This is a genomic window from Pantoea vagans (assembly GCF_004792415.1).
In the GTDB taxonomy this organism is placed as follows: Bacteria; Pseudomonadota; Gammaproteobacteria; order Enterobacterales; family Enterobacteriaceae; genus Pantoea; species Pantoea vagans.
On the sequence record NZ_CP038853.1, the window covers coordinates 537657 to 549929 of the forward strand.

The 12273-nt window shown below is 55.5% G+C and carries 10 protein-coding genes and 3 tRNA genes; 12 read left to right on the forward strand and 1 reads right to left on the reverse strand.

The window, feature by feature from the left end:
• Window positions 1-56: 56 nt before the first annotated feature.
• From orn to EGO56_RS02660, 4 genes are all read left to right on the forward strand, one after another.
• The gene (orn, locus tag EGO56_RS02645; protein ID WP_135907624.1) at window positions 57-605 is read left to right on the forward strand and encodes an oligoribonuclease; all 549 of its coding nucleotides are present in this window, start codon (window positions 57-59) and stop codon (window positions 603-605) included.
• Window positions 606-759: 154 nt separating this feature from the next.
• Window positions 760-835, forward strand: a tRNA-Gly gene (locus EGO56_RS02650).
• Window positions 836-863: 28 nt separating this feature from the next.
• Window positions 864-939: transfer RNA gene (locus EGO56_RS02655), tRNA-Gly, on the forward strand.
• Between the two features lie 25 nt (window positions 940-964).
• Window positions 965-1040 (forward strand) — tRNA-Gly (locus tag EGO56_RS02660).
• A 350-nt stretch (window positions 1041-1390) separates the two neighbouring features.
• On the opposite strand, the gene queG is transcribed toward EGO56_RS02660, so the two are convergent.
• A complete protein-coding gene (gene queG / locus EGO56_RS02665; protein ID WP_135907625.1) occupies window positions 1391-2530 on the reverse strand; it encodes a tRNA epoxyqueuosine(34) reductase QueG in 1140 nt (379 codons plus the stop codon).
• On the opposite strand from queG, the gene nnr reads away from it, so the two are divergent.
• The 8 genes from nnr to hflK all read left to right on the forward strand — a co-directional run bounded on the left by nnr (window position 2529) and on the right by hflK (window position 12273).
• On the forward strand, window positions 2529-4049 hold the full coding sequence (gene nnr, locus EGO56_RS02670; protein WP_135907626.1) for a bifunctional ADP-dependent NAD(P)H-hydrate dehydratase/NAD(P)H-hydrate epimerase: 1521 nt from the start codon (window positions 2529-2531) through the stop codon (window positions 4047-4049). The genes queG and nnr overlap by 2 nt on opposite strands.
• Complete coding sequence (gene tsaE, locus EGO56_RS02675; protein ID WP_135907627.1) at window positions 4046-4522, forward strand: tRNA (adenosine(37)-N6)-threonylcarbamoyltransferase complex ATPase subunit type 1 TsaE; 477 nt, start codon at window positions 4046-4048, stop codon at window positions 4520-4522. Before nnr ends, tsaE begins: the two co-directional genes overlap by 4 nt.
• On the forward strand, window positions 4519-6189 hold the full coding sequence (amiB, locus tag EGO56_RS02680) for an N-acetylmuramoyl-L-alanine amidase AmiB (protein WP_135907628.1): 1671 nt from the start codon (window positions 4519-4521) through the stop codon (window positions 6187-6189). The genes tsaE and amiB overlap by 4 nt, the downstream gene beginning before the upstream one ends.
• Before the next feature lie 46 nt (window positions 6190-6235).
• On the forward strand, window positions 6236-8095 hold the full coding sequence (gene mutL / locus EGO56_RS02685) for a DNA mismatch repair endonuclease MutL (RefSeq protein ID WP_135907629.1): 1860 nt from the start codon (window positions 6236-6238) through the stop codon (window positions 8093-8095).
• The gene (miaA, locus tag EGO56_RS02690) at window positions 8088-9038 is read left to right on the forward strand and encodes a tRNA (adenosine(37)-N6)-dimethylallyltransferase MiaA (protein WP_013359182.1); all 951 of its coding nucleotides are present in this window, start codon (window positions 8088-8090) and stop codon (window positions 9036-9038) included. The genes mutL and miaA overlap by 8 nt, the downstream gene beginning before the upstream one ends.
• Window positions 9039-9142: 104 nt before the next feature.
• The gene (gene hfq, locus EGO56_RS02695; protein ID WP_009087468.1) at window positions 9143-9454 is read left to right on the forward strand and encodes an RNA chaperone Hfq; all 312 of its coding nucleotides are present in this window, start codon (window positions 9143-9145) and stop codon (window positions 9452-9454) included.
• 72 nt (window positions 9455-9526) lie between these two features.
• Entirely contained in the window at window positions 9527-10807 is a 1281-nt protein-coding gene (hflX, locus tag EGO56_RS02700; RefSeq protein ID WP_013359181.1) for a ribosome rescue GTPase HflX, read from the forward strand.
• Window positions 10808-11034: 227 nt separating this feature from the next.
• Window positions 11035-12273 carry an FtsH protease activity modulator HflK gene (gene hflK / locus EGO56_RS02705; protein ID WP_013359180.1) on the forward strand — a complete coding sequence of 413 codons (1239 nt, stop codon included), beginning with the start codon at window positions 11035-11037 and terminating at the stop codon, window positions 12271-12273.

Consider the following 12273-nt stretch of genomic DNA (forward strand, 5'->3'; position numbering starts at 1 on the left):
TCTATGATACACCTTATTCATCGTGAATGACGACTACAGCAACCGCAGGAAACAGCATGGCTACTGGAAATGAACAGAATCTGATCTGGATTGATCTTGAGATGACCGGACTTGATCCGACGCACGATCGTATTATTGAAATTGCGACCCTGGTGACTGACGCCAACCTGAACATTCTGGCGGAAGGGCCGGTCATGGCCGTCCATCAGTCCGATGCGCAGCTGGCGCTGATGGATGAGTGGAATGTCCGCACCCACACCAGCAGCGGCCTGGTTGCGCGGGTGAAGGAAAGCCAGATTGACGATCGCGCAGCCGAACTGGCGACTATTGAATTCCTGAAACAGTGGGTGCCGGCTAACACGTCGCCAATCTGTGGCAACAGTATCGGGCAGGATCGCCGCTTCCTGTTTAAGTACATGCCTGAGCTGGAAGCGTATTTCCACTATCGCTATCTGGATGTCAGTACCCTGAAAGAGCTGGCTCGTCGCTGGAAACCGGAAATCCTGCCTGGCTTCAAAAAAGGCGGTACGCACCAGGCGCTGGATGATATCCGCGAGTCGGTGGCGGAGCTGGCTTACTACCGCGAACACTTTTTGCAGCTTTAATCGACGACGGGTGCGCATGAAATCACCAGGTTGCTGATTTAATCAGCAAACGCGCGGAAAGCGAAAAATTTTGCTTTCAGACGCTTGCAGCAGCAACGATTTCTCGTATAATGCGCACCCCGTACCGGTGAAGAATTTAGTATCGGTACAAGGCGCGGGAATAGCTCAGTTGGTAGAGCACGACCTTGCCAAGGTCGGGGTCGCGAGTTCGAGTCTCGTTTCCCGCTCCAGATTTAAAATGCAAGCAGTAACCTCTTTGCGGGAATAGCTCAGTTGGTAGAGCACGACCTTGCCAAGGTCGGGGTCGCGAGTTCGAGTCTCGTTTCCCGCTCCAGTTTTATAAAGCAGTACCCTTCTATGCGGGAATAGCTCAGTTGGTAGAGCACGACCTTGCCAAGGTCGGGGTCGCGAGTTCGAGTCTCGTTTCCCGCTCCAGATTTTACATCACCCCCTGTTTCAGTTCGTTATACGACTGTTTTTGGTCGCGTGATTTTAGTTGTCTCCTGAAGGTTATCCACAGCACCACCTCCCATCTTTCGTGCCTGTCAGGGCGATCTGTAAATGTGTTCTGAACAGACTTATCCACAGCTTTGTGATTTAACCGCAGCGGTAGTGTCATTATTAAATAAACACAACTTTTTCATAAGTTGTTGATATTTATGTTTATGAAGATATTTCAATTTGTTATTTCGCAGTGAAATCAGCGTTGTTGCAGTTGAATGACAACAGCTTTTTATTTTTATTCACAGCATGTGGAAAACGATATCCAGCGGCTCGCTGTTCAATCATGCATCACGCGGTAAACCCTTCTCAACTGCACGAACCAGCCGTTTCTGCTGGGCGGGCTGCACTTCAACTACCAGCTGCTCGCGTTTCTGCTGCTGTTGCATCACTGCCCACTGAATATGTTCATCCAGCAGTTCACTCTCACCGAGTCGTTGTTCCAGCACCTGAATAATCTGGGGCGACCAGGGTGCATTACCCAGCGCCACGGCAATATTGCGCAGCCAGCGCAAATGGCCAATACGGCGAATCGCTGAGCCTTCCGTGATGCGTAAAAATTTCGCTTCATCCCACTGAAACAGATCGAGCAGCTCCGATGCATGTAACGCCGCGCGCGGTGAAAAGTCGCTTTCGTCACTGAGTTGCCCATAGCGATTCCACGGACAGATCAGCTGGCAGTCATCGCAGCCATAAATCCGGTTGCCCATCAGCGGGCGAAATTCTTCCGGGATTGCCCCTTCCAGCTCAATGGTGAGATAGGAGATACAGCGCCGGGCATCGACGACGTAAGGCTCAACGATAGCGCTGGTAGGGCAGATGGTCATGCAGGCAACGCAGCGGCCACACTGCTCCTGCTGCGGGGAGTCGACCGGCAGCGGAATGTCGATCAGCAGCTCGCCGAGGAAAAACCACGAGCCGGCTTCCCGATTCAGTATCAGCGAATGTTTGCCGGTCCAGCCGAGTCCGGCTTTGGCCGCCAGCGGGCGCTCAAGCAGCGGTGCCGAATCCACAAACGGCCGGAAATTCAGCTCGCCACAGTGCTGCTGGATCATTTCTCCGAGCTTTTTCAGTCGATTGCGCAATACTTTGTGGTAATCACGTCCGAGTGCATAACGGCTGACATAGCCCAGTCGGGGATTTTTCAGCGTGCTGGCAAAGGCAGCTTTGGCCGGAAGGTAGTTCATACGAACGCTGATGACGCGCAGCGTGCCGGGCAGCAACTCATGAGGACGCGCCCGCATCATGCCGTGTCGCGCCATCCATGCCATCTCACCATGATACTGCTTATCCAGCCATTCCTGCAGGCGCGGCTCTTCTGCACTGAGATCGGTATCGGTGATGCCGACCTGCTGAAAGCCGAGGTCTAATCCCCACTGTTTAATCTGTTGTGCGAGTTCATGAAGATCGAGAGGGTATGACATGAGTGACCAGGATTCGAAGAAAAACAGCCGCAGTTTACCATATTCTGTCTGGCCTGCGCAGGCTGTGGCGCAGCTTGAACAAGAGGGAGCCGATGTGCTCGGGATTACTCTGTATGAGCTGATGCAGCGTGCCGGGCAGGCCGCTTACGAGCATCTGACAGCCCACTGGCCCGAAGCCAGCCACTGGCTAATCCTGTGCGGTCACGGCAATAACGGCGGTGATGGCTATGTGCTGGCACGACTGGGCCAGGCGGCGGGAAAAACCATAACGGTGCTGGCATGCGAAAGTGAAAAAGCGCTGCCGGAAGAGGCGCAGCGCGCGCGGGACGCATGGCTGGACGCGGGCGGTGAAATCCATGCGGCCGATGCGGCCTGGCCAGAGCAGATTGATGTGATTGTCGATGCCCTGCTGGGAACCGGCAGCAATCGCGCGCCCGAAGAGCCCTATGCCACGCTGATCCAGCGGGCAAACGCCGATGCAGCACCGACAGTCGCCATTGATATGCCCTCCGGCTTATCCGCGCGCAACGGCACCGCGCCCGGCGAGGTGATTAATGCCAGTCACACGCTGAGTATGGTCGCCCTGAAACCGGGCCAGATCACCGGCAAGGCGCGAGACTACATCGGAAAGCTCTGGTATGCCGATCTTGGTCTGGCTGCTTTTCTGGCTGGAGAAGAGGCGCCTATCGCCCGTTATGATGCCAGCACATTAACCCGCTGGCTTAAGCCACGCAGACCGACCTCGCACAAGGGCAGTCATGGCCGGCTGCTGATTGTGGGAGGCGATGCAGGTACCGCTGGCGCAGTACGCATGACGGCAGAAGCCGCGTTACGCACCGGCAGTGGATTGGTGCGAGTACTTACTCACAAAGATAATATTATTCCGATTCTGACCGCACGGCCTGAAATTATGGTCGATGAGCTGACGGATGAACGCCTGACGGAGGCGCTGGAGTGGGCTGATGTCATTGCGATTGGACCCGGTCTGGGTCAGCGTGAGTGGGGAAAGCAGGCACTGAAGCGGGTAGCAGGCAGTGAAAAGCCGATGCTTTGGGACGCGGATGCGCTTAACCTGCTGGCAATCAGTGCTGAGAAACGTCAGAATCGCATTATTACGCCGCATCCCGGCGAAGCGGCGCGTTTGCTGAATATCGAGACCAGTGAAATTGAGAGTGACCGCTTACATGCAGCGCAGACATTGGCGCAGCGTTATGGTGGCGTAGTGGTACTGAAAGGTGCCGGCACGCTGATTGCCAGCGAGCAGGGCGAAATGGCCGTTGCGGATGTGGGCAATGCCGGTATGGCTTCCGGCGGTATGGGCGATCTCCTGAGTGGAATTATCGCCTCGCTGGTGGGTCAGAAACTGACGCTGTTCGATGCGGCCTGCGCGGGTTGCGTTGCACATGGTGCAGCGGCCGATGCGGTTGCGGCAGAACGCGGTACTCGCGGTATGTTGGCCACTGATTTACTGGATCTGCTGTGGCAGTTTGTTAATCCTGAGATGAATAAAGAAGCATGAAGACCTGTGTTATCTCTTTGCCCGATGAGGCGGCTACGCTCAGTTTGGGCGCTCAGCTGGCGCGCGCCTGTGGCAGCGCGGCAGTGATTTATCTCTATGGCGATCTGGGGGCGGGTAAAACCACCTTCAGCCGCGGCTTTCTGCAGGCGCTGGGCCATCAGGGCAATGTCAAAAGTCCTACTTACACCCTCGTTGAACCTTACTCGCTGGATGACCGTACGCTCTATCACTTCGACCTCTATCGCCTTGCGGATCCCGAAGAGCTTGAGTTTATGGGCATCCGCGACTACTTCAGCGGTGAAGCCATCTGTCTGGTGGAATGGCCGCAGCAGGGTGCCGGTTTTCTGCCGCAGCCCGATCTTACCTTAACGCTGCGTTATGTGGGTGAGGCGCGTGAAGCGGAACTGACGGCACAATCCGCGTCTGGCCAGCAATGGCTTGAACGCGTTGGTCAGGGCAGGGATCAGGCATGATGTCACGGATGAAAATAGCACTGGTATCACTGATGCTGCTGGTCTATACGCCCCTGTTTGCCGCCACGCTGTCTGATATCAAAGTGGCCAATGGCGATAGTCAGGCTACCGTTACGCTGAATTTTGCCGGACAGCCGGTCTATGCCTTCTTCTCTCTGCACAACCCGAATCGTGTGGTGCTGGATGTGCGCCAGAGCGGCGTAGTTCAGGGACTGCCGCTGAATTTCAGTGGCGAAAACATCGTAAAGCGAATTCGTACCAGCACCCCAAAAGACAAACAGAGCGTGCGGCTGGTGTTTGAACTGACGCAGGCGGGTAAAACCCGGGCAGTCACCCAGCGCAACGGCAACAGCTACAGCGTGGTCTTCACGATTACCGGCAAGCCGCCCGCTGTCACGCGCAGTGTGCCTGCGCCCGTCACAGCACCGACGCGCGTACCTGTGCAGAGTGCCGCAGCGGCTAACCCGTTCAATTCGAATCCGGTGACGTCCGTGACCAGCACCGCGAGTTCCGTACGTCCCGGCACTGCCGTCAGCCAGAATGACACTGTGATTGTGGCAATCGATGCCGGACATGGCGGTCAGGATCCCGGCGCTATCGGGCAGCGCGGACTGAAAGAGAAAAACGTCACTATCGCCATTGCCCGCAAACTGCGGGTGTTGCTCAATAACGATCCGATGTTCAAAGGCGTCCTGACGCGCGATGGCGACTATTTTATCTCGGTCATGGGACGTTCCGACGTGGCGCGTAAAGCCAATGCTAACGTGCTGGTCTCTATTCACGCTGACGCCGCGCCAAGCCATGCGGCGACCGGCGCCTCGGTCTGGGTCCTGTCCAACCGTCGCGCCAACAACGAGATGGCAAACTGGCTGGAGCAGAAAGAGAAACAGTCTGAGCTGCTGGGCGGCGCGGGTGATCTGCTGGCTAACAGTCAGGCCGATCCCTACCTCAGCCAGGCAGTACTGGATTTGCAGTTCGGCCACTCGCAGCGTGTTGGTTATGACATCGCGCAGAAAGTCTTGCAGCAGATGCGCAGCGTCACCTCGCTGCACAAACGTCTGCCTGAGCATGCCAGCCTGGGCGTGCTGCGTTCGCCCGATATTCCTTCTTTGCTGGTGGAAACCGGCTTTATCAGTAATTCCTCGGAGGAGCGACTGCTAGGCAGTAGCGCACACCAGGATAAGATTGCGCAGTCGATCTACAAAGGTCTGCGCACTTATTTCCTGGCGCACCCGCTACAATCCATCCCAAAGGAGGAAAACCGGCCGCTGGGCTCGTCGCCAGCGGTTAGCGTCGCCAGCAACCCGGCGACCGGAGTGACGCAATATACCGGCGCAACGCAGCGCCATACGGTAACGCGCGGTGAGACACTTTCCGGGATTGCCGCGAAGTATGGCGTCAGCATGGACACCCTGCGTGAGATGAATACCCTGAAGCGGGATGTGGTGTGGGTCGGACAGCGGCTGAAAGTGCCGGCTAGTGCAGTCGCCAGTCGCACCGCGCCCGCTAAGTCACGCGGCGTTGTGCGCCACAAAGTTGTGGTGGGTGATTCATTAACCGGCATTGCCGCACACTACGGCGTCAGTCCGAAAGCGATAATGCAGACTAATAATCTGAAGTCGACCAACGTCATGTTGGGGCAGAACCTGAAAATTCCTGCATCCTGATTGTTTGCCCGGCCACTGCACCGGGCTGCCAGCTAAAAGGAAAATCATGCCGATTCAAATTTTACCACCCCAGCTGGCTAACCAGATTGCGGCGGGTGAAGTGGTTGAGCGTCCTGCCTCCGTGGTTAAAGAGCTGGTGGAGAATAGCCTGGATGCCGGCGCGACGCGCATTGACGTTGATATTGAAAAGGGCGGCGCAAAGCTGATTCGTATTCGTGACAACGGCTGCGGCATCGTGAAAAGCGAGCTGTCGATGGCACTCGCCCGACACGCCACCAGTAAAATAGCCTCACTGGATGACCTGGAAGCGATCATGAGCCTGGGTTTTCGCGGTGAAGCGTTGGCCAGTATCAGTTCTGTCTCCCGCCTGACACTCACCTCACGCACCGCCGATCAAACTGAAGCCTGGCAGGCCTATGCAGAAGGGCGTGATATGGCGGTAACGGTTAAACCGGCGGCGCATCCCTGCGGTACCACGCTGGAAGTACTGGACCTGTTTTATAACACGCCGGCACGCCGCAAATTTATGCGCACCGAGAAAACGGAGTTCGGTCATATCGACGAGGTCATTCGCCGTATTGCCCTGGCACGTTTTGACGTGGCACTGTCGCTGAGCCACAACGGTAAAATGATGCGTCAGTATCGGGCCGTCAGCGAGGAGAGCCAGCGCGAACGGCGACTGGCTTCTATCTGCGGCACCACGTTTATGCAGCATGCGCTGCGCATCGACTGGCAGCATGACGACCTCTCGCTGCGCGGCTGGGTTGCCGACCCTGCCGGTTCGCGCCAGGTCACCGATCTGCAGTATTGCTATGTGAATGGCCGGATGATGCGCGATAAGCTGATTAACCACGCTATCCGCCAGGCGTTCCAGACCCAGCTTCAGGATGACCAGCAGCCCGCTTATGTGCTCTATCTGGAGATTGACCCGCATCAGGTTGATGTCAACGTCCATCCGGCCAAGCACGAAGTACGGTTTCATCAGTCACGCCTGGTGCATGATTTTATCTATCAGGGTGTGGTCAGCGCATTGCAGGCGATGGCGGCACCGACCTTACCTGCACTCCAGGCAGAAGAGCCCGCACCGCGCTGGCAGCCGGAAAACCGTCAGGCAGCAGGCGGTAATCATTTTGCGCAGCCTGCGGCGTCCGCCGGCGAGAAGAAGCCTTCAGCATCGGGGCGTGAAGCACAGCCTGCACCGGCCTGGCAGAACAAAGAGAATGTGTATCGTCAGCGTGAAGGGGCGGTTTATCAGCAGTTACTGAAAACCCCTGTCAGCACGTCATCACCACCAAAAGCCCGCGAGCCGATAGCGCGTCAGGCCGAAAGACCTTCGCCACTGGCCGCGCATGCTCAAAGTTTTGGCCGTGTACTGACCGTGTTGCACAATCATTTTGCACTGCTGGAGCAGGATCAGACATTAATGCTGATGGCGTTGCCGGTGGCGGCGCGCTGGCTGAAACAGGCGCAGCTTGAACCAGGCGAAGAGGGACTTAAACCGCAGCCATTGCTGATCCCGGTGCGCCTGAAAATCGCCCAGGAAGAACGACAGGCGGCAAAAGAAAATAGCAGCCTGCTCAATCAGATGGGTATTGAACTTCAGCCCGAAGGAGACCACGTGACGTTGCGCGCGGTGCCTTTACCATTACGAACACAAAATTTACAAATCTTGATTCCTGAGCTGTTAGGCTATCTCGCCCGGCAGCAGGAGAACTCTGCGACGCAACTGGCCCAGTGGCTGGCGCGGCGTCAGGAAACAGAGTCCTCTGACTGGAATCACTCACAGGCGATCAACCTGCTGGCAGAGCTTGAACGGCTTTGCCCTCAGCTGCTGAAATCGCCGCCTTCAGGCTTATTACAGCCCATAGAGATTGAGAGCGCGGTCAACGCGTTGAAGCATGAGTGAACTAAACCAGGCTGGCCGGCCAAAGGCTATTTTTTTGATGGGACCCACGGCGTCTGGCAAAACGGCTTTAGCAATTGAATTGCGTAAGCAGTTACCAGTGGAACTAATCAGCGTAGATTCTGCCTTAATCTATCGTCAGATGGATATTGGCACGGCGAAACCGTCGGCTGAGGAGTTAGCAGTGGCGCCCCATCGTCTGCTCGACATCCGCGACCCCGCAGAAGCTTATTCGGCAGCGGAGTTCCGGCGGGATGCTTTAGCAGAAATGGCGGATATCGTTGAAGCCGGACGAATACCGTTGCTTGTTGGTGGAACCATGCTCTACTTCAAGGCGTTACTTGAAGGATTGTCGCCGTTGCCCTCGGCCGATCCCGACGTTCGTCAGCGGATAGAGCAAACGGCGCGTGAAAAAGGCTGGGAAGCTTTACACCGCCAGCTGTGTGAAATCGACCCGGTTGCCGGCAGTCGTATTCATCCGAATGATCCGCAGAGACTTTCGCGAGCACTGGAAGTTTTTTTTATTTCGGGTAAAACTTTAACGGAACTGACAAAAACATCCGGTGAAGCGTTACCCTACGACGTGCAACAGTTTGCCATCGCCCCCGCGAGCCGCGAATTGCTGCACCAGCGCATCGCGTTGCGTTTTGAGCAGATGTTGGCGTCAGGATTTGAAGCGGAGTCTCGGGCCCTGTTTGCACGAGGTGATTTGCATACGGACATGCCTTCCATTCGTTGTGTTGGTTATCGTCAGATGTGGTCTTATTTGTCGGGCGAAATCGATTACAGCGAGATGGTTTATCGGGGAATTTGCGCAACCCGGCAGCTTGCTAAGCGACAGATGACCTGGTTACGCGGTTGGGAAAATGTTCACTGGCTTGACAGTGACGAGCCCCGGCTGGCGCGTGATACAGTGTTACAGGTTCTTAGTGCGAAGCATGGGTGATTGTGTACAATTGATGGGTTATCGTGCGCAAATTTTTACGCAGTTTTTTTCAGAACCATAGGTTCTACTAGCAACAAACAACAAGCATATAAGGAAAAGATAGAATGGCTAAGGGGCAATCATTACAAGACCCGTTTTTGAACGCACTGCGTCGTGAACGTGTTCCGGTTTCGATTTATCTGGTTAACGGTATTAAGCTGCAGGGTCAGATTGAGTCATTTGATCAGTTCGTCATTTTGTTGAAAAACACGGTAAGCCAGATGGTTTATAAGCACGCCATTTCTACCGTTGTTCCTTCGCGCCCGGTTTCTCACCATAGCAATAATACCGGTGGCGGCAGCAACAATTACCATCATGGTGGCAGCAACACATCTGCGCAGCCACAGCCACAACAAGACGGTGATAACGCAGAATAACGCGTCGCCGTACAGCCAGGAACGGAGAACAGCGGTTTTCCGTCCTGGTCTTTTATTTAGCGAGGTTATAGCTTGTTTGACCGTTATGATGCCGGTGAGCAGGCCGTACTGGTACACATCTGGTTCTCCCAAGACAAAGAAGTAGAAGATTTACAGGAGTTTGAAACCCTGGTCTCTTCTGCTGGCGTTGAGGCGCTGCAAGTGGTTACTGGCAGCCGTAAAGCGCCACACCCCAAGTATTTTGTCGGTGAAGGAAAAGCCGTTGAAATTGCCGATGCGGTAAAAACAACTGGAGCATCGGTCGTATTATTCGATCATGCCCTTACGCCCGCTCAGGAAAGAAACCTCGAGCGCCTGTGCGAATGCCGTGTCATTGATCGCACTGGTCTTATTCTGGATATTTTTGCCCAACGCGCGCGTACCCACGAAGGTAAATTGCAGGTTGAGCTGGCGCAGCTGCGTCATCTTGCGACACGTCTGGTACGTGGCTGGACGCACCTTGAACGTCAGAAAGGCGGGATCGGCTTGCGTGGCCCGGGTGAAACACAGTTAGAAACCGACCGCCGTCTTCTGCGCGGACGTATCAGTCAGATCCTGTCTCGTCTTGAGCGGGTTGAAAAACAGCGTGAGCAGGGACGACAGTCTCGTGCTAAAGCGGATGTGCCAACTGTTTCGCTGGTGGGTTATACCAACGCCGGCAAGTCGACCCTCTTTAACGCCATGACCTCTGCCAACGTCTTTGCCGCAGACCAGCTGTTTGCGACACTTGACCCCACACTGCGTCGTCTGAATGTTGCCGATGTCGGAGACGTGGTTCTGGCGGACACGGTCGGCTTTATTCGCCATCTTCCTCACGATCTGGTTGCCGCATTTAAAGCCACGCTGCAGGAGACACGTCAGGCGACGCTGTTACTGCACGTGATTGATGGTGCCGATCTTCGCGTTACGGAAAATATCGCCGCCGTCGATGCCGTACTGGAAGAGATTGAAGCGGACGAAATTCCGACCTTACTGGTCATGAATAAAATCGATATGCTCGACGGATTCGAACCGCGTATCGATCGCAACGAAGAGAACCTGCCCATCCGCGTCTGGCTTTCCGCCCAGACCGGTGCAGGCATTCCGTTGCTGTGGCAGGCTCTGTCCGAGCGCCTGTCAGGGGAAATTGCCCAGCACGCGTTACGTCTGCCACCGGAGGCGGGGCGGCTTCGCAGCCGTTTCTATCAGTTGCAGGCGATTGAGAAAGAGTGGAATGAAGAGGACGGCAGTGTAGGATTGCAGATACGTATGCCCATCATTGAGTGGATGCGTTTATGTAAACAGGAACCGTCGCTGACCAGTTACATTGTTTGATATTGCCCAAACGCATTTACCTTAAAAATTGAAGATTGTCGCACTTTCGTTGCAGGCCTGAATACGCAGGATTTACCCGGGTATTTCGGATTTCAGCAAGGCGGCAACTGAGTGAATCCCCGGGCGCTTACGCAGGTAAGTGAACGGGGTGAGCGAAGGCAGCCAGTACCGCTGCAATCCGAAAGATGAAGGGTAAAAACCGTAATTACAATAAATGGAGTAGAGACATGGCGTGGAATCAGCCCGGAAATAACGGACAGGACCGCGACCCGTGGGGAAGCAGCAATAATCAAGGCGGCAACTCTGGGGGAAATAAGGGAGGACGGGAATCCGGACCTCCTGATCTGGATGATATCTTCCGGAAGCTGAGCAAAAAGCTTGGTGGACTGGGCGGTGGCAAACAGAGCGACAACGGTCAGCGCGGCTCCGGCAGCGGTGGCAAAATCGTTGGCATCGTGGCTGTTGCTGCTGTAGTCATCTGGGCTGCAAGCGGTTTCTACACCATCAAAGAAGCGGAACGTGGCGTGGTAACGCGCTTCGGTAAGTTCAGTCACCTGGTTGAGCCCGGCCTGAACTGGAAACCGACATTTGTTGATCAGGTACGCGCGGTTAACGTTGAAGCAGTGCGTGAACTGGCGGCTTCTGGCGTGATGCTGACCTCAGATGAAAACGTCGTGCGCGTGGAAATGAACGTGCAGTATCGCGTGACCGATCCGGAACGTTATCTTTATGCCGTGACCAGCGCGGATGACAGCCTGCGTCAGGCGACTGACAGTGCGCTGCGCGGCGTGATTGGTCGTTCTACCATGGACCGCATTCTGACCGAAGGCCGTACCGTGGTGCGTAGCGACACCCAGCGTGAAATCGATGAAACAATTCGCCCTTACAACATGGGGATCGCGGTGCTGGACGTCAACTTCCAGGCTGCCCGTCCGCCGGAAGAGGTGAAGTCTGCGTTTGATGATGCGATTGCCGCACGTGAAAACCGCGAACAGTATGTCCGTGAAGCAGAAGCTTACGCCAACGAAGTTCAGCCTCGTGCTAATGGCCAGGCACAGCGTATTCTGGAAGAAGCGCGCGCTTACAAAGAGCGTACCGTTCTGGAAGCGCAGGGTGAAGTGGCGCGTTTCGCCAAGATTCTGCCGGAGTATAAAGCCGCGCCTGAAATCACTAAAGAGCGTCTCTATATCGAGACCATGGAACGCGTGCTGAGCCATACCCGCAAAGTACTGGTTAACGATCGGGGTAACAACCTGATGATGCTGCCGCTGGATCAGCTGATGCGTGGCGGTCAGGCGACATCGGGTCAGAATGGTCAGAAAGGCGGTAACAGTTCTTCGCTGCCAGCCACCTCCGATCGCAACGCCAGCCGCAATGACACGTCGTCATACAGTCCGGACAATATCATGGATCAGCGTCGGGCGAATGCTCAGCGCAGCGACAGCCAGCGCGAAGGGAGAGAGTAA